At 53.8% G+C, this 24,936-nt stretch carries 18 protein-coding genes; 3 read left to right on the forward strand and 15 right to left on the reverse strand.

Annotated elements, in window-relative coordinates; translation table 11 throughout:
- The first annotated feature begins 107 nt into the window (after positions 1-107).
- Positions 108-677, forward strand: a complete 570-nt coding sequence (locus tag B0F88_RS11385; protein ID WP_258076636.1) for a SagB/ThcOx family dehydrogenase — start codon at positions 108-110, stop codon at positions 675-677.
- Positions 678-723: 46 nt separating this feature from the next.
- Here B0F88_RS11385 and B0F88_RS11390 read toward each other — a convergent pair whose 3' ends face one another.
- From B0F88_RS11390 to B0F88_RS11470, 15 genes are all read right to left on the reverse strand, one after another.
- Positions 724-2,028, reverse strand: a complete 1,305-nt coding sequence (locus B0F88_RS11390) for a DUF3422 family protein (RefSeq protein ID WP_104424054.1) — start codon at positions 2,026-2,028, stop codon at positions 724-726.
- Positions 2,029-2,264: 236 nt separating this feature from the next.
- A complete protein-coding gene (locus B0F88_RS11395; RefSeq protein WP_104424055.1) occupies positions 2,265-5,438 on the reverse strand; it encodes a type I restriction endonuclease subunit R in 3,174 nt (1,057 codons plus the stop codon).
- 311 nt (positions 5,439-5,749) lie between these two features.
- Positions 5,750-6,712 (reverse strand): Fic family protein, encoded by a 963-nt coding sequence (locus B0F88_RS11400; protein ID WP_104424056.1) that lies wholly within the window; start codon positions 6,710-6,712, stop codon positions 5,750-5,752.
- The gene (locus tag B0F88_RS11405; protein WP_104424057.1) at positions 6,709-8,130 is read right to left on the reverse strand and encodes a restriction endonuclease subunit S; all 1,422 of its coding nucleotides are present in this window, start codon (positions 8,128-8,130) and stop codon (positions 6,709-6,711) included. The genes B0F88_RS11400 and B0F88_RS11405 overlap by 4 nt, the downstream gene beginning before the upstream one ends.
- Entirely contained in the window at positions 8,120-9,169 is a 1,050-nt protein-coding gene (locus B0F88_RS11410; RefSeq protein ID WP_104424058.1) for a PDDEXK nuclease domain-containing protein, read from the reverse strand. The genes B0F88_RS11405 and B0F88_RS11410 overlap by 11 nt, the downstream gene beginning before the upstream one ends.
- Positions 9,162-9,497 carry a hypothetical protein gene (locus B0F88_RS11415; protein WP_104424059.1) on the reverse strand — a complete coding sequence of 112 codons (336 nt, stop codon included), beginning with the start codon at positions 9,495-9,497 and terminating at the stop codon, positions 9,162-9,164. The genes B0F88_RS11410 and B0F88_RS11415 overlap by 8 nt, the downstream gene beginning before the upstream one ends.
- A complete protein-coding gene (locus tag B0F88_RS11425; RefSeq protein WP_258076637.1) occupies positions 9,487-11,244 on the reverse strand; it encodes a type I restriction-modification system subunit M in 1,758 nt (585 codons plus the stop codon). Before B0F88_RS11425 ends, B0F88_RS11415 begins: the two co-directional genes overlap by 11 nt.
- 729 nt (positions 11,245-11,973) lie before the next feature.
- Complete coding sequence (locus tag B0F88_RS11435; RefSeq protein WP_104424060.1) at positions 11,974-13,311, reverse strand: POT family MFS transporter; 1,338 nt, start codon at positions 13,309-13,311, stop codon at positions 11,974-11,976.
- Positions 13,312-13,476: 165 nt separating this feature from the next.
- Positions 13,477-17,085 carry an ATP-binding protein gene (locus tag B0F88_RS11440; protein ID WP_104424061.1) on the reverse strand — a complete coding sequence of 1,203 codons (3,609 nt, stop codon included), beginning with the start codon at positions 17,083-17,085 and terminating at the stop codon, positions 13,477-13,479.
- Entirely contained in the window at positions 17,082-17,765 is a 684-nt protein-coding gene (locus B0F88_RS11445; RefSeq protein WP_104424062.1) for a DUF4194 domain-containing protein, read from the reverse strand. Before B0F88_RS11445 ends, B0F88_RS11440 begins: the two co-directional genes overlap by 4 nt.
- Positions 17,740-19,182, reverse strand: coding sequence for a Wadjet anti-phage system protein JetA family protein (locus B0F88_RS11450; protein ID WP_104424063.1), 1,443 nt, complete (start codon positions 19,180-19,182; stop codon positions 17,740-17,742). The genes B0F88_RS11445 and B0F88_RS11450 overlap by 26 nt, the downstream gene beginning before the upstream one ends.
- Before the next feature lie 135 nt (positions 19,183-19,317).
- A complete protein-coding gene (locus B0F88_RS11455; RefSeq protein WP_104424064.1) occupies positions 19,318-20,028 on the reverse strand; it encodes a TVP38/TMEM64 family protein in 711 nt (236 codons plus the stop codon).
- Positions 20,029-20,139: 111 nt separating this feature from the next.
- Positions 20,140-20,820 carry a 4'-phosphopantetheinyl transferase family protein gene (locus tag B0F88_RS11460; RefSeq protein WP_104424065.1) on the reverse strand — a complete coding sequence of 227 codons (681 nt, stop codon included), beginning with the start codon at positions 20,818-20,820 and terminating at the stop codon, positions 20,140-20,142.
- A gap of 74 nt (positions 20,821-20,894) precedes the next feature.
- Entirely contained in the window at positions 20,895-21,284 is a 390-nt protein-coding gene (locus B0F88_RS11465; protein WP_258076638.1) for a GxxExxY protein, read from the reverse strand.
- A gap of 70 nt (positions 21,285-21,354) precedes the next feature.
- Positions 21,355-22,635: a hydroxymethylglutaryl-CoA synthase family protein gene (locus tag B0F88_RS11470; protein WP_104424066.1), complete on the reverse strand. Its 1,281-nt coding sequence runs from the start codon at positions 22,633-22,635 to the stop codon at positions 21,355-21,357.
- A 340-nt stretch (positions 22,636-22,975) separates the two neighbouring features.
- Here B0F88_RS11470 and B0F88_RS11475 point away from each other — a divergent pair, with 340 nt between their 5' ends.
- Together B0F88_RS11475 and B0F88_RS11480 are read left to right on the forward strand one after the other, a co-directional pair.
- The gene (locus B0F88_RS11475; protein WP_104424067.1) at positions 22,976-23,230 is read left to right on the forward strand and encodes a phosphopantetheine-binding protein; all 255 of its coding nucleotides are present in this window, start codon (positions 22,976-22,978) and stop codon (positions 23,228-23,230) included.
- Positions 23,227-24,540 (forward strand): beta-ketoacyl synthase N-terminal-like domain-containing protein, encoded by a 1,314-nt coding sequence (locus B0F88_RS11480; protein ID WP_104424068.1) that lies wholly within the window; start codon positions 23,227-23,229, stop codon positions 24,538-24,540. Before B0F88_RS11475 ends, B0F88_RS11480 begins: the two co-directional genes overlap by 4 nt.
- Positions 24,541-24,936: the final 396 nt, after the last annotated feature.

The following is a 24,936-nucleotide window of genomic DNA, read 5'->3' on the forward strand; positions in this document are numbered from 1 at the left end:
TCATTAAATAAGATGCACACCCCATGAAAACAATCATAATCCAATACTCATGGCTAACAGGGCTGATATTTAGCGCCTCGCTCGCCGCCGTCCAGGAAAACCGGCCTATGAAACTGCCACAACCCCGGCTCGAAACAGGAATGCCGCTGATGCAAGCCCTGCAGGGCCGCAAATCCACGCGGGAATTCAGCGCTGAAAAATTGCCTGAGCAAGTACTTTCCGACCTGCTTTGGGCCGCATTTGGCGTAAACCGGCCGGAAACGGGAGGCCGTACCGCCCCTTCAACGAGCAACTGGCAGGACATCGACATCTATATAGCAAGCGCGGACGGCCTTTACCTGTTCGATGCAAAAAACCATGCGTTGAACATGATTCAGGCTAAGGACATCCGGGCGCTGACCGGCACGCAGGATTTTGTCGGCAGCGCGCCGATTAACTTGATTTACGTTTCCGACTTCACCCGCATGGATTCGGACACCGGCGCGGAAGACAAAAAAATCGCCGCGGCCATCGACACCGGTTTTATCGCGCAGAACGTCTACCTGTACTCCGCGTCGATGGGGCTTGCAACCGTCGTTCGGGGTTCGATTGACGATGAAGCTTTGGCGAAAGCCATGTCGCTCAAGTCAACGCAATGGATAGTCGCGGCGCAAAGCGTGGGTTATCCGAAAAAGTAGAAAAGCTAAACTTTGATACCGGGCCAGCCACCTTTGCAGAATCCCTTCACTCCGTGGTATTGGCAATGATTTTATGAATCCGCTTGGTGCTGATAGCGATAATGATAAAAATGAAAGGTATTGAAATGCCCTCAACAAGCTCAGGACTGAGTTTCCAGCCGACCAGATGAAGCGCTTCGGCTATTTTGCCGATCAAGCTGGCCGCATAATAGGTAATCGCAACCATCGAAATGCCTTCGACCATTTGTTGCATCCGCAGCTGCATTTTTGCGCGCAAGGCCATCGACGTCAGCAAGCCCTGATTTTGTTTCTCGATGATGATGTCGACGCGGGTGCGCAGCAACTGGCTCGCGTTACTGACCCGTTCGGAAAGCTGGGTGAAGCGTTGCGAGATCGATTCGCAGGTATTGATCGCCGGCTCCAGCCGCCGCTTGATAAATTCGCCCAAGGTCTGAATGCCTTGGATCCGAACCTCGCGTAAATCGTTGACCCGCTGTTGCACCAATTGGTAATAAGCGCTGGCGGCCGCAAAACGGAAATGATTGCTGGAGATGTAATTTTCGACTTCAGCCGCCAATGTAGTCAGCTCATCCAATAATTCGCCGTCATTATTGTCGGGCAGCGTCATTGCGTTGGTGATGCTGTACAGCTGCCGGTCGGACTTGTTTAATGCGGGCCTCAGCTGGCGCGCGATGGGGAAAGCCAGCAGCGCCATAACCCGGTACACCTCAATTTCAAACAGCCGTTGCAGCAAGCGCCCGGCCTGTTCCGTTCTTAAGTCATGGTTAACAATCAAAAAGCGGCTAAAACCGTCAACGTGAATGCGAAAGTCCGTGAATACCGAAGCCGCGCCGCCGGTCACTTTGGAACCGACGACCGGATTATTGGCAAAGTGAACCGACAAAGACGCCAAATCGGTACTCTCCTGGTAATGAATATCGGCAGCGGTGACAATAGTCGCATGCGCCGCAACAATGACTTGCCCGGACAAGTGCGACATCCAATCCACCGGCACTTTCTTTAGCGCCGAATCCGCAAAAGGCTCCTTAGGGGTGTCATGCACATAAAAACTGTAAGTGCTGAACTCGCCGTGCTGCTCCCAGCGTATCTGAAAGGAATTGAAGGTCGCGCTGAAGTGATCCACGTCTTTTTCAGGCGGGGCAACACCGAATCGTTCGCAAAGCGCCGTCAAGTGCTTGCGTTCCTGCATTTTTTCGTCACTGGACAGCAATAACGCAAGATGGCTGGCCCTAACCGGCAAATGGCCGATAGACGGCGCTCGTGCATGGACTTCGTTATGCAGTACAAAACGTTGGGGATGGTTTTCAGGGATAGGGAATAAAGTCGTCACAGGTGTTTTTTATAATTTCTTAGCTGAATGAATTAAGTCAATTTTACCTAAAAAACGCAGTTGGGCTTGGCTATTATTGACGATTCCGCATAAATTAAATATCTAAGGAACGTGCATGAAATAACTTGAGCAAGTTTTATTTTTCATTTTTTAACCATGAAGGACATGAAGCGGCATGAAAGGTTTAAGTCTTCATGCTCTTCATGGTAATTGCCTAAATTAATTTAGGCACGATCCTAAGCCCACTCCGCGCTCAAACTCTCCGCCTGCTCCAGCACCAGTTGAATAGCTTCTTCCTGCTTGGTGGGCGGGTATTTGTACTTACGCAATATCCGTTTAACCATCAATCTCAGGCTGGCGCGAACGCTTTCGCGCACCGACCAATCCACGCTGACGCTGTTGCGTAAATTTTCGGCCAGTTCATGGGCAATTTTCTTCAAGGTTTCATCGCCCAGTTCGCGCACGGAATCCTCGTTGTTGGCCAGCGCATCATAGAAGGCCAACTCGTCACTGTTAAGGCCGAGATCGACGCCGCGATTGACAGCCTCCTTGAATTTCTTCGCCATCTGGATCAACTCTTCCATGACTTGTGCGGTTTCGATGGAGCGGTTCTGGTAACGCTTGATCACGTTGGCGAGCAACTCAGAAAACTTGTTTTGCTGGACGACATTGCCGGCGAAGCGGCTTTTAATTTCGCCTTCCAGCAACCGCTCCAGCAATTCCACAGCGAGGTTGCGTTCCGGCAGATTGCGCACCTCGTTCAGGAAGCCTTCGTCCAGAATGCCGATATTCGGTTTATCCAGACCCACCGCATTGAAAATATCCACGACGTCTTCGGACACTACCGCCGAGCCGATGATCTGGCGGATCGCCCGTTCGCGTTCTTCATCGGTTTTCTTTTTACCGCTGATGTCCTTCTTGGTCAGCAACACTTTGACCGCCTGGAAGAACGCGACTTGTTCGCGCACGGCCTTGGCTTCATCCAATGTGCAGCACAAAGTAAAGGCTTTGGACATCGCCAGCGCGGTATCGCAAAAGCGCTTCTTGCCGTCGTTAACGCCGAGCAGATGGTTGGCTGTTTTCGCCAGCATGCGGTGACCGCCGGTTAAAAATCCGCTGTAATCGAAACCGTGCAGCATCGCGCGCAACACATCGAGTTTTTCTTCCAGCACCGCATAAGCTTCATGGGCATCGACGGTCGGGCGTCCGCGTCCTTTGCTGGCGGTGTATTCCTTCAAGGCCTGTTTCAGGTCATTGGCGATGCCGATGTAATCGACCACCAGGCCGCCTTGTTTGTCGCGGAATACGCGATTGACCCTGGCAATCGCCTGCATCAGGTTGTGTCCCTTCATCGGCTTGTCCACGTACATCGTATGCACACACGGCGCATCAAAGCCGGTCAGCCACATATCGCGCACGATCACCAGACGCATCGGGTCTTCGGGATCTTTAAAACGCTTTTCCAGACGCTTTTTGACTTGCTTGGAATAGATATGCGGCCGCAGCAGCGCCTTGTCGCTGGAAGAGCCGGTCATCACCACCTTGATCACGCCCTTTTCCGGGTCTTCATCATGCCAGTCCGGCCTCCGCTCAATGATCGCATTGTACAAATGCGCGCAGATGTCGCGGCTCATCGCCACAACCATAGCCTTGCCGGATTGCGCCTTGTTGCGCTCTTCAAAGTGCGCGACCAGATCGGCTACCACCTGCTGAATACGCGGCTCGGCGCCCACCACCTTTTCCAGAGCGGTCCATCGGCTTTTGAGCCTGGCTTGTTCGTTGTCTTCTTCGTCCTCTGCCAACTCGTCAACTTCGGCATCCAGGTCCGACAATAACTCTTCCTTTAAGCCCAGTTTGGCAAGACGCGATTCATAATAAATCTCGACCGTCGCGCCGTCATCCCGCGCCTGCTGCATGTCGTAAATATGGATGTAATCGCCGAATACGGAACGGGTGTCGCGGTCTTCGGAGGATACCGGCGTGCCGGTGAACGCGACAAACGTCGCATTCGGCAACGCATCGCGCAAATGCTGGGCGTAACCGACCTGATAGCGCTCAAGGTATTGATTGGGGGCTTCTTCGACAGCGTTCAAAGATACACCGGCAGGCGACTTCCTGGTTTTAAGCTTGGCCTCGAAACCGTACTGGGTGCGGTGCGCTTCATCGGCAATCACCACGATATTATGGCGGTCAGACAATACGGGAAAGCTGTCTTCATCCTCGCCGGGCATGAACTTCTGAATCGTCGCAAACACGATGCCGCCGGAAGGGCGATTAGCCAGCTTGGCCCGCAAATCCTGGCGGGTTTCGCCCTGTACCGGCTGCTCGCGCAATAAATCCTGCGCCAGCGAAAACACGCCGAACAACTGCCCGTCCAGGTCATTGCGGTCGGTAATCACCACGATGGTCGGATTTTCCATCGCCGCTTCGCGCATCACCCGGGCGGCAAAGCAGGTCATCGTAATGCTCTTGCCGGAACCTTGGGTATGCCAGACCACGCCGCCCTTGTGGCTGCCGCCGGGGCGGGATGCGGCGACCACCTGCGTGATCGCCGAACGCACCGCATGGAACTGGTGATAACCGGCGATTTTCTTGACCAGCGTGCCGTCATCTTCAAACAGCACAAAAAAGCGCAAAAAATCCAGCAGATAAATCGGCGCCAACACGCCGCGCACCAAGGTTTCCAGCTCATTAAACTGGCCGAGCGGATCAAGCGTTACACCGTCAATGGTGCGCCACGCCATAAAACGCTCCTTGTCGGCAGAAAGCGAACCCATCAGCGCTTCGGTGCCGTCCGAAATCACCAGCACTTCGTTATACTGGAACACATCGGGGATTTGTTCTTTGTAAGTATCGATCTGATCGTAGGCTTTCCAAACATCGGCAGTCGGGTCGGCAGGGTTCTTAAGCTCCAACAGCACCAGCGGCAAGCCGTTGACGAACAGGATAATATCGGGGCGGCGGGTATATTTCGGGCCTTTGATCGAGAACTGATTGACCGCCAGCCATTCATTTTTCCCTTCTCCCTCTGGGAGAAGGTGGCCTGTAGGGCCGGATGAGGGGCTATCCCAGTCGATCAACCGCACAAAATCGCCCCGAGTTTCGCCATCCTTTTGATATTGCACCTGCACGCCGTTGACCAGCAAACGGTGAAAATGGCGATTGGCCGCCAGCAATACCGGCGTATCCAGATTCAACACCTGCTGCAGCGCATCTTCGCGGGCGACCGGCGGCACCAGAGGATTGAGCCGGTTGATCGCCTGCCGTAAACGTTCGACCAACACCACCTGAGTGTAGTTGCCGCGCTCGGGCGCATTGCCGTCCATCGCAATATCCGGGCCGTAGGCTGAGTTGTAGCCGACATCGGCCAGCCAGCTTAGAGTTTCTTGTTCCAGTTGGTCTTCGGTCATTTGTTCACTTCCATTTCGCCAAATATATTAGATGCTGTTGAGTGTAGAAAATGCGCTTATTTATACGTGCCGGTCTTGATATGCATAGAAAAAGGAATTTTTTATACATCAAAGCACGCAGAAAACTCTTTTCAGTTGGTTTTTGGTCACGTTCGTCACTGTAAAAAGCTTTACATGAGCCCCTTGTCATGTAAAAAATATCGGATATTTTTAACATGACAGCGGGATCATGTTAAAACCATCAACATGATGTCAGCGGGCGGAAAGACTGCTTCCACTTGCACCCTCGGCAATTTAGCGCTTACCCTCGATCATTTCAGCACCTCCCAATGGCCGCCTTTGGCAGGCCCGATGCGTGACAAACGGTTTTCATCTTGCAGCTTTTTGAGATTGCGTTCAACAGAACGCTCGGTTACACCAATCGAAAGCGCTAATTCCGGGATCGTGGACAAAGGATTTTCGCGAAGCAGCGCAAGAATTTTCCCCGACGTTTTCCCCGACGTTTTCCCCGACGTTTTCAACAGCACTTCTTTCATCGCATCCTGCAACGCTTGCAACATGAATTCGATGAAAGGAGTTGAATCCGCCAGCCTGTCCGCGTCCGCCAAGGCCTGATAATAAGCGTCTTGCCGGGTTCTGATCACCGATTCAACCGGCAAATACGCCAATAGCGGTTGCCACCGGCTCAATATCAGTGTTTGCCATAAACGCCCCATCCGGCCGTTACCATCCGCGAAAGGGTGGATAAACTCAAATTCGTAATGGAACACGCAACTGGCAATCAACGGATGTACAGGTGCCGATGCCAGCCAAGTCAGCAAATCCTCTATCAGCCCGGATACCCGGCCTGCGGGCGGCGCCATATGCACCAAGCTCCGGTCATTGTATATGCCTACGCCGCCACTGCGAAAACAACCCGCATCATCGACCAGTCCCGCCATCAGCAAGCTATGGGCTGTTAATAAATCAGTTGCGGAATACGCTTGCCAACGCGGCATCTGTTCATAAGCGGCAAAGGCGTTGCGCACCTCCTGGATTTCACGCGGCAAACCCAAAACCGGTTTGCCGTTCAGTACGGCGGTCACCTGTTCGATGCTCAAGGTGTTATTTTCGATAGCCAGCGAGGCCTGAATGGTGCGGATGCGATTGTTGCGCCGCAACTGCGGCGACAGGTCGCCGTCATCTGACACAGCCCAACGGGTTAACAGCTCGACGATGTCTGCGACCCGTTGCAGTATCAGCGGCGTGATAGTGTAGGGCGGCTGATAACTCATGCGCCGGCTTCCTCGGCGAGTGCTTCGGCATCCGGCAGGCGAAGCTGGCCGGAGATCAGGCGGGGAAGTAGAGTGTCGCGTAGGGCGGTTAGGGTTTGGGCTTGTTCTAAGTTTGCTTTTATACGATTCATGACGGGATTCAAAACCGTTTCAAACGCATGAATAACTTTGGTATCAGGATAAATTACAAATACACCTTTCATCGTTTCTGTAGTGATTGTGTCAAACACTGAGCCGTGGCTACGTTGTTTAAGTGATTCAACTAAACGGTAGGTACTGAAATAGGTAAAGTAAGCATCATCTGCTTTACCTCGCAGACCGTAACAGGATTGGTTCATCGCCATTTCTCGGCCAACCAATGCCAAGCGACCAACAGTACCGCGTGCGGAAATAATTGTGGTACCTTCTGGCAACAATTTGGTCGATGAGTTATTTAGCCCTTGTACAGAAATATGCTTGGTTGTGTCGATTACAAATACATCGGTAGTGGCAGGAGCATCAACGACGGAGAACCACGGAATATCACCATCCCAGTATTCCGGCATTGATGTTTTGGGGGTACCGCCACCAATGACTTTTACCGTATCAGTGAATGCAAGATTGCGCCACCCGCTCGGCACCAAGCCAAGTTCCAACTCTTCGAAGCTGTCGGGGAAGAGCGCGGCTGTTTCGGTATCCAGGGCCACTACCGGCATCCTGCCTTCAGCGGCACTCGTACATTCCTGTACAGCGCCTTCCGGCTCGCGGCCTTGCTGTTTGGCGCGCACGGGGTCGAAGTCCACGAACCAGGATTTGAACAGGGCTTGGGCGATGGCTTCGAGGGTGGCGTTGGTTTCGCGTAGTATGTCAATTCGTGCGTCGATTGCAGCAAGTACAGACGCAGAACTTCTCTGCAAGTCGATTGGTGGGAGGGTTACTGATATTTTGCGCAGTTCGCTTTGCTTGATACCCAAAACCGTTGTTCCGCTTGCACGAGCCTTTAGCTGCTTTTGCATCTCTTCGGTTTGCAGCAAATACAAAAGATACGTGCTATCTAAAAGTCCTAATTTGCCACGGAGCGTGACTACTCGCTGAGCGAGTGCGATCTTTTCCTTGCCAAGTTGAGCAACCTCGCCAAGCGGGGCTTCAGTTGTCATCACGACATCACCGGCTTGTGGAATACCTCTACGCATCCATGCGTCGTAACCATCTTTTGATATGAACTCAGATGCCTTCTCAATTCGGCCGCCTTTGATAATTTTCGCCGTAACCAATGGAATACCTGCGTTAGTTTTCTCCGGTGTTTTCCCTCGGTAATCGATTAGCGCGTCAAGGCACTCTTCTAAAGGTAAAATCGGCCAATCAACCGCGTAGGTCGGGTTAGCGCAGCGTAACCCAGTATCTTCGCTCGCAGACACCTCTATAGCCTCATTCTTCATCGATGCCCTCCATTTCGCCGCCGAATTCGGCCTCTATTTCATCAATACTGGGCAAGCTGCTGACTAGCGTTTCCGGCAGCTCGCGCAACAGTTGGTATTCGGCCACGCCGATGGGTTTGTCGATGCCGGACAGCGCATATTGGGCCACCAGCCGGTTCTGTTTTTTGCACAATAATAGGCCGATGGTGGGCTTGTCGTCTGCGGCTTTGATTTGCGCATCGACGGCGGCGAGGTAGAAATTGAGTTGGCCGACGTGCTCGGGCTTGAAGGCGGTTGCCTTGAGTTCAACCACTACATAGCACTTGAGGCGGGTGTGATAGAACAGCAAATCGATGAAAAATTCGTCACCGCCGACGTCCAGTCGGAATTGGCGGCCGACAAAAGCAAAACCTGCGCCCATCTCCAATAAAAACCGGGTGATGTGCCGAATCAGGGCGTTTTCGATGTCGCGTTCATGCGCGTCTTCGCTCAGCCCCAGAAAGTCGAACAGGTAAGGGTCTTTGAGGGTTTCGTGCGCCAGATCGGAGTGGGGCGACGGCAAACGGGCGGCAAAGTTGCTGATGGCCGAACCTTGGCGATGGCGTAGGCGGTTCTTGATGTGAACTTCCAGCGTGGTGCGCGACCAGCCGTGCTGCACGGTTTGGGCGGCATACCACTCGCGTTCGGCGGGATCGACGAGCTTGGTCAGCAAGGTTACGACGTGAAACCAGGGCAATTGGGCAGCAGGCTGCTGCCCAATTAAACCTGCCGGGCAGTGTTCGGCAAAATAGGCCATGTATTTCAGGTTGCGGGTGGAAAAGCCGCGCATGTCGGGGAAAGCGTCTTTTAAATCGTGCGCCAGCCGGTTGATGACCTTAGCGCCCCAGCCTTGCTCTGCTTGGCGGTTCAGGATCTCGCGCCCGATCTGCCCGTACAGGCTCACGAGTTCGGCATTGGCCGCGAGAGTGGCGCGTTGGCGGGCTTGTGCAATCCGGCCTTTTAGCTGCGTCAGCCATTCGGCATAACCGGGCGGCAGACCTAATACCATAGGCTTAGTCATGGGTCGGCTCCGCGGTTTTTTCCAAGCCGATAAAAACCACATATTCACTCTGATCATCAAGCGCCAAAAGCTTTCTAGCGGCAAGATGTCCAGGACTCAGCCGAATCAATTGTCGTCCGTACCGTTTGCCAAAGGGTTGGTAGGTTTTTTCCACATCACAAATAACGTCCCAAAATATGAGCTCATCATTCCCACGCTCTGCGTGGGAACGTAGCCCGAACCGCTCTGCGGTTCGGGACGCTGGAGCGTCCCTGACTGGGTTACCACGCAGAGCGTGGGAACCATAAGCGGAAATTAATTTTGCCGGAATCCTTGCATTAAAATTCATAACCCAAGCCTCCCAACTTCCGGCGTATCAATTGATCCAGTTCCGCGCCTTTGGCCATTTGCTCGCCCAACGTTTCGGTCAGTTTTTGCATTTTGTCGGCAAACGCTTCGTCATCGTCTTCGACTTCTTCCGCGCCGACGTAGCGGCCGGGGGTTAGGACGTGGCCGTGTTCGGCGATTTCCGCCAGGGTGACGCTACGGCAGTAGCCGGGGATGTCGGCGTAAGAGACTGCCCCCTTACCCGTGTGCGGTAATACTGTTGACTTAATAGCGGGCGCTCCTTCTCCCTCAGGGAGAAGGTTGGGATGAGGGGATTTAAATAAGTCTTCTTCCTTATTTTGCTTTCCCCTCACCCAACCCTCTCCCTCTGGAGAGGGCTTTAAACCGCTTAAGTCAGCAGCATTGCTTACGAAGGGAGATGAGGAATTACGCCATGCTTCGACAGTTTCGGCGATGCGCTCGATAACGTCATCGGTGAATTCGCATTGCACCCGGCTGATCATGCTGCCGAGTTTGCGGGCGTCGATGAACAGGACTTCGCCTTGGCGGGTGCGCTTTTCCTTGACCAGAAACCACAGGCAGGCGGGAATCTGGGTGTTAAAGAACAGCTGGCCGGGCAGCGCGATCATGACTTCGACTTTGTCGGCCTCGACCATCGCGCGGCGGATGTCGCCCTCTGAGTTCTGGCTGGACGACATCGAGCCGTTGGCGAGCACGATACCGGCGCGGCCTGTCGGCTTGAGGTGGTAGAGCATGTGTTGCAGCCACGCGTAGTTGGCGTTGCCTTGCGGCGGCGTGCCGTAAACCCAGCGCGGGTCGCCTTCCAGGCTGCCGTGCCACCAGTCGGAGATGTTGAACGGCGGATTGGCGAGCACGAAATCGGCGCGCAGGTCCGGGTGCTGGTCGCGCACGAAGCTGTCGGCGGGTTCCTTGCCCAGGTTGAAGTCGATGCCGCGTATCGCAAGGTTCATTGCGGCCAGCCGCCAGGTGGTCGGGTTGGCCTCCTGGCCGTAAATCGATACATCGCCCAACTTGCCGCCGTGGGCTTCGATGAATTTTTCCGATTGCACAAACATGCCGCCGGAGCCGCAACACGGGTCGTACACTTGCCCGTGATGCGGGGCGAGCACGGCGACCAAGGTTTTGACGATGGACGCCGGCGTGTAGAACTGCCCGCCGCGCTTGCCTTCGGCGCTGGCGAACTGGCCGAGGAAATATTCATAAACCTGACCGAGCAAATCGCGGGCGTGATTTTTAGCCCGGTCTTCGGCATTGCCGGATTCGCCGAAGCCGATTTGCGAGACCAGATCGACCAGTTCGCCGAGTTTGCCGTCGGGCAGCTGCACGCGGGCATAGCGTTTGTCGAGTATGCCTTTGAGTTTGGGGTTTTCGGTTTCGATCAGCGACAGCGCGTCGTCGATACGTTTGCCGATGTCGGCTTGTTTGGCCTGGGCGCGCAGGGTTTCCCAACGGGCGGCTTCGGGCACCCAGAACACGTTGACTTCCTTGTAGTAGTCGCGGTCTTCGAGTTCGGCATCGATCAGTTCCTGGTCGGCGTCTTCCAGGTAATAATCGTCCCGGCTGTCGGCAAACTTGCGCATCAGTTCGGCGCGGCGGGTTTGGAAGGTGTCGGAGATGTATTTGACGAAGATCAGGCCGAGTACGATGTGTTTGTATTCGGCGGCGTCCATGTTGGCGCGCAGCTTGTCGGCGGTGGCCCAGAGTGTTTTTTTGATGTCTTCGATCATGTGTTTTTGCTTAACAAATTTGAATGGCGAATCTTATAACAACTCCCTGCCTTATGATCGGCAAAACCGGTTGCGATAAACAATTGTTCCGTGGCCGGTGTGCACCCGTCCCGGTATTTGGGCCGTAGGTTATCCTACCTCGCCTATTTTTTCGAATGTATTTTCTCCTTCATGCGCTACGTCACTGCCTTAAGTTAAACCGTGTGTGGTGAGCACTTCGGCTACAGTCGGGAGAGCCTTGTCGAACCACGACTTTGTCAGATTTAATGAACGCACAATTCCCAATATCGTCATTCCGGCAGGGATTGCAGGACCCGTTAGAGCGCGTAGCGAATCCAGGTTCTATGGATGGATTTGTGCTTAGGATCGTGCATAAATTAATTTAGGCAATTACCATGAAGAGCATGAAGGACATGAAGACTTAAACTTTTCATGCACGTTCCTTACCATCCATGTCACTGGATACCCGCTCCCAGCGGGTAAGACGAGCTTGCGTATAATCTGACAAAATAGAATGAGTGGTGATCAATATTTCCTCTCAACGCTTTAAGCCGACCTTGTTTGGTTTTGCTGTCCAGGCGCCTTAGCTTTGATCCTTGGGTCGGCTTGGTTGCTTTGCGCTTTTGGGGCGTTATTGCCACACTTTGAATTAATGCCTGTAGTACGCTGAACATGGGTTTGCGCGAAACGCCTTTCGACATGGCCTTTAATCTTGAGTGCATACGAGATCTATGTCTCATCTTGCAGATAAGTCTTTTCCCGGTAATTTCGGCTATGCCAAACAAATCCCAAGGCCGTCGCCAGCATCAATGCGGCGAAAAACCAGAAATAATCGGCACCGGCAAGACGGCTGGAACCGTCCGGGTTTTCGATGAAAAAATTCACCGCGCTGGTGAACAGGTTGCCGAGCGCGACCGCCGCCATATACAGCGACATCACCAGTGACTTCATCGATCTTGGCGCTTGGGTATAGGAAAATTCCAGGCAGGTGATCGACACCATCACCTCGGCGGAAGTCAGCAGCAGGTAAGCCAATAACTGCCAGCCGATGCCGGGGTGAAACCCCGCATCGATGCGCATCTGGATAGCGGCGATCAATACAAACGACAACACCGTGATAAACAAACCGATCGCGATTTTGTTCAGATAGCCCAAATGCAAATACCGGCCCAGCGCCGGGTATAAAAACCGGTAAAACAACGGCGTGAGCAGCACGATCAGCAACGGATTGGCGGCTTGAATCTGAGACGGCAATATCTCCACGCCGAAGACAATCCTATCCATCTGCTGCGATTGCAAGACCCAGGACGAGCCGTTTTGGTCGAACAAGGCCCAAAACATTGCAATGAACAAATAAATCCCGCTTAACCGGCCCAGACAGCGCAAGCCTTCTCCGCTCAAGGCCTCGCGCACGAAGCCCATGCCGGCGGCGGGTATGTGTACAAACCGGTGTCGCCCCGACCAAAATACCACCGTCGCCAACAGCATCAACACGCCCGGCAGCAAAAATGCGACCGATGCGCCGTAGGTTTTAAGCAACCAAGGCACCAGCAACATGGAGATAAAGGCCCCGAAGTTAAGAGACAAATAAAACCAGCTGAATACCTTGCTTAGCCAATGTTGGTTGCTTGCCCCAAACTGGTCGCCGACATGCGCGGACACGCAAGGCTTAATGCCGCCTGCGCCCAGCGCAATCAACGATTGCCCCACCAACAAGCCTGTTCTGGTATCGTCCAGCGCCAGGCAAAAATGGCCCAGGCAATAAACCGTAGACAACAGGATGATGGTCCGGTACTTGCCCAATAGGCCGTCGGCCAGCAACGCGCCAAAAAACGGCGTGAAATAGGTAATGGAGACGAATAAATGGAAATACGCCTTGGCCTCGCTGTCCGACATAGGCGCAAGGTTGCCCCCGGCATCCATCAGGTATTGGGTCATGAACACGACCAAAATCGCCCGCATGCCGTAATAGCTGAAACGTTCCGCCAGTTCATTGCCGATAATGAAAGGGATGCCTGACGGTATTTCCGTGGACGGAACAGGCGCGGTACGGTAGGGAGTTTTCACAAAATGATGCCTGCTAAATTTTGATTACGCTGATTATGCTGGTTCCCAAGCTCCAGCTTGGGAATTCAGTCCGGGAAGCTCAAGCTTACTGTATCGCGAAGCTTGAGCTGGGGGACCAGTGTCACTTATTTCGTGCTTTTCGTGGACAACACAGTTTTTCCGGCATCATCCGTCCGTTTGCCCCTCGGCTTCAAATTCCAGCCGGGCTTGTTCTCGAATCTGCCGGCGGCGCAACTCCCATAATTCGCGCAGCTTGTCGGAGTTCAAATCCCTCTCGTCGGCTTCGGAAATGAAATCGACCTCGCCGTTGCCTTCGGCTTCGGTGCGGGTAAAACTCCATTCCTTGGTGAACTCGGTTTTGATCGCTCCGGCATGCTTGGTCGGCATCGCGCAGATCAGCTGCATGCCGAGGCTGTCGCGGATGAAGCGGATCACGTCGTGGGCGCGGCGCTCGTCCATCTTAGCGAACGATTCGTCGTTGACCAGCAATTTCAGGTTCATGCCTTTGTCGAAATGTTTCAGGCGATTGGTCACCACAGCGGCGCGGACGATGTAGGCCGGGGTTTCCAGCTGTCCGCCGGAACCGGTGCCCCACTCCGACAACGCGACGCGGGAGCCGCTGTCGGAATCCTTCCAGATTTCATAGCGGCGGTAATTGCGGTAATCGGCCACCCGCTGCAATTCCTTCAACGCGCGATCCTGGTCGTCCGAAAGCAGGAAGCCGACCAGCCGGTCGCGAATCTTGCACTGTTCGGGACTCAGCTCGTTGGTATCGAACAGGTCGCCGGACTCCTGAGATTCCGACATGTCGTAGGCCGCGCAAAAGAAATCGTAATATTCCTTAAACTCCGGCACCCACACCGACCAATCCAGCTGGAACCTATCGGTGCCGAATTTAAGCCGGTTCAGTTCGGTGTTTAAAATCTTCAGGGTCTTCACGCCCTGATCGACGGCGTTGCGGATTTCGTAGCAAAACTGCTTGGTGAACACATCCTTGAACGACGATTCGGCGGTGCGAAGTTTATCCAGGTTTTTGACGAAACCGATCTCCCGCTGTTCCCGGAGTTGCTCCTTAAGCCGCCCGAACAGCTGAACCAGCTGCCGGTATTGGCCGACAAAGTCGGCGTCGCGCGATTCGCTGTCGTGCTGCAAATGCAGCTGTTCATGGCTGCGGGCATGCTGGTTGTAGTCGGCGATGTTTTCGTGGATTAAACCGAAGGCGACCGTGGCTTCGATCAGTTTCTTGCCGTGCTTGTCCTGCAACTGGCCATTGGATAACGCGGTCGAATCGGCGATAGCGTCGACCGCTTGCTGCAACGCGGTCAACGACAGGCTTTCATTGACCGAAGCTATCCATTTCAGCGGTCCCAGGTCGGCCTCGATCTGGTGCCGCCTGTCGGCCAGGCCTTGTTCCAGCATGTCCGATTTTCTTTGTTGCTGCTCTTTGTCGCCCTGAAATTTGCCCACTTGGCGGTTGGCAAGATTCACCTGCTTTTCCAGGTCGGCAATCAGCTGGTCCAGGGTGTTTTTCTCGGCTTCCAACTGATCGACCTCGGTCAGGTCCAGACGCGCCAGGTCGGCATGCGCGGCCTGGCTGTCATGAACCGTCTGCTCCAGCTTGGCCGCATCGGCAAAATCCGGCGCATGCAAATTGCCAAGCGACCCTAGCAATCCGTTCAACTGGACGCGTTCGGCGTTTAATGCCTGCACTTCCTGCTCGGCCTTGGCGTGCATTTCCACCGCATTTTGCCGCGCCTGACGCTGGGCTTCCTTGCCGAACGCCAGCTCCACATCATCGCAGGTAAACAGGGTGCGCGATCCGGCCGCCTTGCCGTCTTTCATGACGCCGCGCGACGTGTGCCGCAACTGCTCGACATCGTCGACTTTAGCCACACTGCCGTATTGCTCGACCAAATAGGCATAAGCGATAGGATGTTCGGTGTGCAATTCATGGATGATCGAATCTTTCGGCACAAGTTCCGGTTTGGCTTTTCTTTTACACATCGAGCCTTGGACTACTTTAGCGCGTAGATGATGCCTTTTTACGAATTCAATGGCCCGCGACTCCCAGTCTTCATCGACCACGAAATTAAACCGCGCCCCGCCTAAATAACCTTCAATGGCCGGTTGCCAGGACAGGTCCTTGGGTTCGATCAAATCGCACAACACCTGGGCGCGGGCGGCGGGCAACTCGGCGCGAAACGCTTTTAACGCCAGCGTGACTTCGCGGGGATAATCCGCGCCGCCTTCGGCCAGGTTGGCCTTGCGTTCGGCCAACTTCTTTTCCTGGGCCTGGGCTGTTTCAAACCGTGTTTGCAACTGCCCTATCTGGCTTTGCACCGCAGCGACAAAACTGTTTTGGGTTCCGGCCAAGGCTTGGTAGAGCTTTTCAAAACCGTTATTCAAGCCTTCCAAGGCCCGCACCGTGACCAGCACGTCATGCGGTTCTTGTTCGGCCAGCAGTTGTTGTTCAAGCTGCCGGCACTGCGTTTGCCCGACTTTAGCCATCACTTCGGCCAGCAGCTCCGCCGCTGTCGATAATTCGTTTTTCGACGCGGGGAACTCCATGCCGATAATATTCCGCGCGGCGGCTTGCAAATGCCCGGCCTGTTGCAGCGCTTGTTGCAGATTGGCGATTGCCGCTTTCGCGTCCAACTGGATCGCGTCCAGACGCTCGCTTATACGGCGCTTTTGATCCGCCGCCGCGATGCCGCTCAAACGCGCGGCGAGCTGAATCTGGCTGTCGACATAGCCTTTCTTGTCGCGGTTTAAAGCGTCTATCCGAACATTGGCTTCCTGGATATTTTTGTCCAGTTCGGCGATTGCCGTCTTGGCTTGCTGTATCTGTATCCGGTCGCCCTGCAACAAGCGCTGCGAATGCGCCAACTGGTACTGGACAGCGGTTTCATAGGCCGCATTGGCTTTGATCAGCGCTTTTTCGATGCCCTCAAGACGGACCACATTGGCCTGCAAGCGGTCGCCTTCGATCCGCAATTGGTGCACCTGCCGCATCAAGCCGCTGATCTGGGTAATGCGCTGCGGCAATTGCTGGATGTCGTATTCCAGAATCTGCGTTTTGACCAGATCGTCGACGCTGCCGATCGGTTTATGGGCGATCGACCCGCTCCAGGCTTTGGCTGCCAGTTCCGCTTCCGAAAACGATACGTTGCGCTGGCCGCGAAATCGGCCGTACAGCTGGCACAGATATTCGCGCTTGGCGTCGCGAAGGTTCAGCACCTGCGGGTAGCGGGCTTTCAGGTGGTTTTCTATTTTTTCCACCTCGACGACGCACATATTGTCGTTGCCGTCGTAATTGACCAAATCGCCCAAGCCGAGCGTCGCGTCGTCGATCAGCAATAACGCCAACCGCTCCTGCACCGCCTGGCGGCGTTCGCCGGAACCGTCGACGCGCACCGCGGCGGCAATCAGCGCGGTAAACGGCTTGCCGTCTTCGCCCTCGTCCGGCTTGAACACCGCCGCCACATAACCGTGCGCGCCGTCGGGGCGGGCGAACAGGTTGTCCTCCGCGCCGACGATGTACGACCACAAGGTGCGCTTGCTTTTGCTGCCGCGCGAGGTTTGCGTGGTTTCGTCCTGGCCGGGGTTGTAGCTGTAGATATTCTGGTGCGCGGCGGTCATCACCGTTTGCAGCGCATCCAGCAGCGTCGATTTGCCGGAACCGGTCGGGCCGGTCAGCAGGGTCATGTTGCCCATCTCGTATTCGTCGCTGCGTAGCGCGCCCCAGTTAACCAGGATCAGTTTATCGAGCTTCATAGGTTTTGCTCCCCGCTTTCCGGCTCGCTCACTGCTTCGGCAAAGCCTTCGGCCTCCAATGCCGCAGCCAGCACATCCTCGCCGATAATGCCGAGGATGGTCGGCCTTATCGCAATCAGCGCGTCTTCATCGTGCATCGAAAACAGCGCGCCGTATTGGATCAGGCGATGCCGTTTCAAGTCTTTCAGCAGGCGGTCGCGGTCGCCAAGGTTCTCCGGCAACGGCCTCTTGATCTGGATTTGCAGCGTGGTCGCCAGCTCCTCGAAACGGATTAAGATATCGCCGTCGTCGCTCAGGCGGCCGCCCCCTTCGGCCAGGCCTTGCTGGTATAAAAAGCGCAAGGCCAGTGCCGAGGCAACGAAATCGGCGGACAGCCGGGCGCGAAGTGAAGGCGTAGGGTCGTTATCGTCCTCGGCCAACCCCGGAATCTGCGCGCCGGGCGCGTAGAGCCGGAAAAATTCGTTTTGCAGGTCGTGGACCAAGCGAAAGCCCGACAGCGCGAAATATTCGGCCAGCAGGTTTTCGATGCGGCAGGCGTCGTCGTAGCATCGCTGTTCGACGCCGTCTTCGTCGCGGACGATGATGCCCCAGGCGAACAATCGCGCGGCGATTTCCTGGAAGCGTTGCAGTTTGAGATTTTCCGGCTCCAGCCGGTCAAGCAGGGTTTGGGTCAGAGTCATGGTTGAATTCAATTTGATAGTCGCTGCCTGTGTAGTAAGCGTTGTGTAATCGGCTGGGCAATTTTTTGGCGTTCAGCGTTTCGTCGCGGGAGGCGCGCACCGCTTCCACCATCTGCATGGCCTGCAACACGTCGGTTGCGGTCTGCATCGGCAGGCTGGACAGCCGCACCGAGCGCTGCTGCAAGCGTAATTCGCCGCGAATGTAATCGACGACATCCTGGTTCGACAGCGTGAAGGCCGCCGCCTCGCTACGCTGCATCGCCGCCTGCAAACGCGCATCGCGGGTTACTTTGGGCAGCGCGGTGACGGTCAAGGCCTTGCGGCGTTGCGAGGCGCTACGCAATTTGAACGCCGCGGGGTCCAGCAAGCGGATTTCGCTGACGGTGATGGCGGCACCCAGCCGTTTCAGAAAACCGGTTTGCGCGTCGCCTTCCAGCGTTGCGGCCTGGGCGATGGCCCGGCTGTAAGCCTGCCGGCTTTGCCCGCCTTGCAGCATCAAGGCTTGCTGGACGATGCTCGCGGCGCGGCGCATGTAGATATTCATCGCCTTGATCAGTTCCGGGTGTTTGGCGGTACAGGCGACTTCGACCCGGTCTTCGATGCGATCCAGCAGCCAGTTGAAAATCGCGGTATCGCCCCGCTCCTGATGGGTCCAGGCGGCAATGTCCTGCAACTGGCTTTCGAAAGCGTTGACCTTGTCGCCTTCCAGATTGCGCAAGCGGCTTAAACTGTCGCGTATCGCCTGCCGGTGGCGTTCGACATTGTCGGCAGTCAGCTGTTTTTTAAATTCCTTCTCGAAGCGGTCCAGGAAAGCGACGAACTCGTCCCAGGGCGTATGGGTCGCTTCCGACATCAGACGGCGCACCAGTTCCTGAAAATAATCGACGCCTTCCGACAAGTCGCTGATGATTTTTTCGGCATAATCGTAGGCATCGACCAGATCGTAGGCGTCGATATTCTTGCGCGCCGCTTCCAGCGCGTTACGGCAGCTGCGCACGTTGCGCTGGCGGCTGCGGGAGCGCAGGCGGTCCAGCGACCACAAGGCCTCGGCGAACAGTTTTCCGGCGCGGGTTAGGCGATAGGCTGTCACCAAACCTGCGCGGTCGCCGAAGGTCTCCAGCCAGCCGTCTTTCAGCAGTGCGCGTATCAGCGCGTTGGTCAGTTGCTGGTCGTCGGCGTTATCCAGTCCCGACAGCTCGTCCTCGTCCAGGATGCTGTCGGCCGCAATGTTGTTGATCAAGCCCTGCACGGTCGGGGCCAGTAAATCCTTTAAGGCGTCGCGGGTCAGGTTCTGCGAATAATCGGCGCTGGGCCCGTGCAAGCTCTCATACAGGGAGCGCAGGCAAGCCACCACCAGTTCGCGGCGCTTTCCGTTCAACGGGCGGAAAAAATTCTGACGTTCAGCTTCGAAAAACACCGGATACCCACAAGTTTATTGTTTCAGCGGTTGCAGCAAGAACTCCCCAAAGCTGTTTGGAAAGCGTTAGAAGGATGCGGACATTATATCAAACATACGCGGCAACCGAAGAAAGACGCCGGGGATGTTGTTATATCAGTTGGGTTCCTCAGGGTTCTCTACATGTAATTCCTTCAGTGTTTTCCCGGCTAATTTCGATACATAAAACAAGATTCCCAGCGTAAACAACAATCCGGCAACCAGCAACGGATACGAAACCGTAGCTGGCGCCGAAGCGCCGCTAACCAATCCGGCAATGTGTTTGGTCGTGTAACCGATATAGACCAGGATCAGGTTGTAAATCAATATTCCGCTGGTCGCGGCCAGATAGGGCCAGAATCCGACCGGGGCAACGGCGAAAGCGTAACTGAGCAATGCAAAGGGCAGCGGGGTCAAGCGTAACAGCAGCATCAATTTGAAGGCTTGATTGCCCAGGGCTGCATCCAGCGCTGCCATTTTGGGGTGTTTTGCGATCAAGCCGAGTACTTTTTGCCTGAACAAATAGCGGCCCAACACAAAAATAAGCGCTGCGGCAAGATAGGTGGAAACAATAATGTAAAACTCGCCTGCACCGATTGGAAATAACAGCCCGGCAGCAAAACAAAGCGCATCGGCGGAAACAAAAAAAGGCGTCAGCACCAGGAATAAAACGATAAAACCCAGCGGCGCCCACGGGCCGAGGTTTTGAATCCAATGCTCGATACCCGGAAGGTGCAGTTCCAGCTCGTGCCCGATCAGAATTAAAATTCCCGCAGCCAATGCTAGAGGCAGCAGTTTTTCGGTGAGTTTGCTTGTTTTTGTTTTCATAAGTAGTTTCCAGAAACACAGAATCGTTTTTTGGCTGAAAATAAAACCGCTAAAAACCGCAGTTGGAGCGCACGAACGGGATGTTGGAATGCTCAACTACGACTTTTAAAATTAACGGACTTTGATCGCCGTTATCAGATAATTGCCGGTTGTAGCCGCAACAATATCCGCGCTGACGGCATTCCCGGATATTCTGAAGCGCAATTTACCGGCATGGTAAATTTCAATCGCGCGCATATCGATAAAGTCATCCAGTTGAAACGACATGGCCTTTACCACCGACTCCTTGACGCTGAATAGCAGCAGCGCCGGGTCAACGGCAAGGTTAAATGCCGCCATCGCGCTCAGCTCATCGGTGTTGGCCAAGAACATCGGCGCCAATTCATCCATCCTGCCGACTCGCTGCGGCAAAGAAACCAGGTCAATGCCGATGCCTGCCTCGCAGTGCTGATGTTTTTGCATCAGCACGACGGCGCAGAGCTCGCCATCGTGGCTGATCGTTCCGGTCACCGACTCCGGCCACAGCGGGTTTCTTAACCGGCCCATTTTAATCGGCTGGTCCGGCAAGCCGAAAGACTGCAAGCCCTGCCTGGACAGCCAGCGGCCGGTTGCAAATTCGTGTTGGCGGCTGCTGACCGCATTCGCAACCAGCGCCTGTTCTTCCGGCAGAATCGGGTAATGCTGGATTTTGGCCGCCTTTACAAACGCCTGACTCGGAAACCATTGCCTCAAGCTATGCTCTATTTGTTCAACGTCCCGGCTTAACTGAGTGCTAATTCCAGAAAATGTCATTTATTTTTACCATGAAGCCCATGAAGGACTTGAAGATATTGCTGTATTGACTTCATGCGTGAAATTTTGACGGTTCATAAAACAAAACTTCTTAACCCTTGCTTCAATAGCTTTACATTAAAGTTGATTAGGAAGCCTTGTTTAATGTTCGCCAGCTTCATATAGGTCAAAAGCTGTGCCTCGTGGATTCCTTTCAACTGTTCAACACTTTTTAATTCCAAAATAATTTCATTTTCAATTAACAAATCTAATCGATAACCACAATCCAAGTGCATGCCTTTGTATTTTACCGGCAAAGGGTACTCGATTTTGAATTCAATCTGATTAATGCCAAGTTCATGGGCAAGACATTGCTGATAAGTGGATTCCAATAATCCAGGACCGAGTGTTTTATGAACTTCAATGACGCAACCAATCACCTTGTTCGACAAATCACTAAATGCTCTTCCCTTCATTATCTTCATGCCCTTCATGGTAGAAAAATAAGTTACCCTTCAGCACCCGCTTAACTCAATCATGGCGTCTGCATCCGGCTTAGCCCACCCATTCATATTGCCGGTAAAATTCTTTAATCTCCTTCAGAAAAATCCTTTTCGTTCCCTTGCCGGTGGTATTGTCGATGATCGATTGCCAGACACCCGGCAGCAAACCGGTATTCGGGACAACATTGCGGGTGCCGAACTTGACCTCGTTGCTGCCTTCCAGCAAGGTTTCGTATTCGCCCATGCTTAACTGATACCGGCTATCCAGATTTTTTTCCAGTTGCATGGCTTTGAGTTTTTGCTGGCCGGACGCCATTGCCACGCCGCTGTAAAATTCCGAACAGCAGCCGGAACCGTAGGAAAAACAGCCGATTCTCTTAGGAACGTCAAACACGCCCTGCTCGATCGTGCTGGCCAGGGAAACCAATACGGTTGCGCCCATAATATTGCCGACGCGCTGGCAATAAGTCAGTCCCGGTTGTACCCGCTGGTGAAAGTCCTGATTGATTTCATCGCGTTTTATATCGGTGTGCTTGCGCATCATATTACGGTGCGCGCCTTTTACCATGCCGCCGAATGGCGTATGAAAGCACAGGTATTGAAACGTCGTCCGGTAATCGGTTCCGGTCACCCGCTTTTGGTACTCCTGAAAACTCTGGTCGCAACAATCCAGGTACGACAACAGCGACAAATCGGCGTTGCCCGCCTCGCTGTCGGGGATAGGCCGACAGGTGTCGAACACTTCAAAACTGTAGTAACCGTTTGCGCCGACATCCAGCTGGAATATCTCCGGCTTTTCGCTGACCAGCAATGCCACCGCGCCCGCGCCGCCGCTGGGTTCGAAAAACGCCCAGTCCATAGTCAGCGCATCGCCGTCTTCAGTCACCAGAAAACGCGACAGATCCGTGGCAATGACCAGCGCCTTGGCGCCAGGGGATACCTGGGACAGAATAAAGTTCACCGCCATTTGCAAACCGGCGGTACCCGAATAACAGGCCTGTTTCAGCTCAAACAGCCGGCAATTGCGATTCAACCCCAGATAATGATGGATGTAGGTGCTCATGGACTTGCCGAAATCAATGCCCGACTCCGAGCAGGTAATCAGCAATTCAATACGGTCTTTTTCCGCGTCGGACAGTTGGTCGATTACCGGTTTGGCGGCGTTAATCGCAAAGCTCACCGGATCTTCATAAGGCAGCGCAACCGATTTATGTTTCATCAGCAGGTTATCGAAGCGTGCGGTATCGAGTTGCCTGTATGCCGCCAGCTCCATCACATCTACAAACGTACTGCCGCCATAAAGATTCATTGCTTCAATTCCAACCGGCGTCATGATTTTCCTCACTGAGTCATGCTTAAAAGCGCTGATTCTACATTGTTTTCAGATGGTTTTGGCGGAAATAACCGCCCGGAAAACGTCATTTATTTTTACCATGAAGCTCATGAAGGACTTGAAGAAATACGGTATTGACTTCATGCGTGATATTGACAGTCTATAACAAATACGCAATTCGTCAGCTATTCGACAAATTACTCAATGCTCTTCCCTTCATTGTCTTCATGTCCTTCATGGTAATAAAAAACAATTTTTAAGCCATATAGATTTAATCACCCTCCCTTGAACCGGCGCTTCAATTATAATGGCGTTTACTCTAACAAACGGACACACACTTATGAGCAATACAAGAACCAAGGCCCAGGTTTTCGACGTCGTCAAAAACAATATTCTGGACATACTGCCGAAGGTGCAGCCTGAAATGGTTTCAATCGAAAAATCGCTGAGCGATCTCGGCGCCAATTCCGTCGACAGAATGGAGGTGGTCACCCTATCCATGGAGGATCTGGGCGTTAAAATCCCTTTACTGAGTTTTGCCGGCGTGACCAATATCGAAGGCTTGGTCGATGTCTTATTCAACAATGCACAATGACGGAAAAAAAGCATTCGCCTAAATCCTCGCCATGCGTGCAAATCACCGGCATGGGGATCGTCTCGGCTATCGGCCATAATATAGCCGAGTTCACCCGGTCATTGGCCGACGGCAAATCGGGCGTCAGGCGGATAGCCCGAAGCACAACACCGCCTTTAGCCGTCGCTATCGGCGCAGAAATTGACGGCTTCAATTTTGAGCAAATGCTCGGGCAGTTTTCAGATATGCCTGAAAGCCTGACTCAATCCGTGCAGCACGTTACACGGCGCGCCCCGTTTACGATACAAACATCGGTTATTTCAGCGTTACAAGCCTGGCGGCAGGCCCGGCTGGATGACAAGCCCATTGAACCGGAGCGGATCGGGCTCGTTATCGCCGGACACAATACCACGCAGAATTATCAATACTCGCTCTGCTCCGATTTCCAACGCAACCCGGAATACCTGTCGCCGCGCTATGCGTTGCAGTTTATGGACAGCAACCAGATCGGCGTATTGAGCGAAATATTCAATATCCGGGGGGAAGGTTTCGTAACCGGCGGCGCTTCAGCCTCCGGCAATGTCGGCGTTATCCACGGCGCCCGGTTAATTCAGGCCGGACTGGTCGATGCCTGCCTCGTGGTCGGCGTGGTCGCCGATTTGTCGCCGATGGAGATTCAGGGGTTTTGTACGATCGGCGCTATGGGCGGCAAACAATTCCACGATCAGCCGGAGAAAGCCTGCCGGCCGTTCGATGCCTTGCACGAAGGCTTTATTTACGGCCAGGCTTCTGCCTGCCTGGTTCTGGAATCCGGTGACAGCGCCAACGCAAGGAAAGCACCCGGCTTGGCTAACATACTGGGCGGGGCGATCAATCTCCACGCCACCGCTTCAGCGCAACCCGACATCGACGGCGAGACGAAAGCCATGAATGCCGCGTTGCAACAAAGCGGCCTCGCCGCCTGCGAAATCGACTACCTGAATACACACGGCAGTTCGTCGCCCTTAGGCGATAAGGTCGAAATCCAGGCGATCGAACAGGTCTTCGGCGATCATTTTCCCCGTGTCCGGCTAAACGCCACCAAGGGCTTGACCGGCCATTGCCTGTACTCGGCCGGTGTTGTCGAAATCATCGCCACGGTCGTGCAAATGCAGCAAGGATTCATCCATCCGAACATCAACCTGGAAAACCCGATCAATGCAACGGCGAACTTTTGCGGCGCAACGGCTGTTTCGCAACCAATTCATAGCGCGATGAGCAATTCTTTCGGCTTTGGCGGCATCAATACCAGCATTGTGTTGCAGAAAATCCCAGCAGATACTGATTTTTAAATGGGACACGGATAACACAGATTAGACGGATTGAAACGGATTTGAAAAAAACGCTGCCGATAATTTAAGTAATTACCATGAAGCGCATGAAGGACATGAAGACTTAAATCCTTCATGCTTTTCATGTTCTTCATGGTTTAAAAATAAAACTTTATCAGCGCTCAACAAATACTAATTTTTAATTGGAACACGGATAACACCGATTAGACGGATAAAAACCGCTGCCGATAATTTAAGCAATTACCATGAAGCGCATGAAGGACATGAAGACTTAAATCCTTCATGCCTTTCATGTTCTTCATGGTTTAAAAATAAAATTTTATCAGTGCTCATCCGTGTGCCATTTTTTAAAATATTGAACGTTACAAATAATTAAGCCATCCCAACATTACAGGC

The organism is Methylobacter tundripaludum (genome assembly GCF_002934365.1).
GTDB lineage: Bacteria > Pseudomonadota > Gammaproteobacteria > Methylococcales > Methylomonadaceae > Methylobacter_A > Methylobacter_A tundripaludum_A.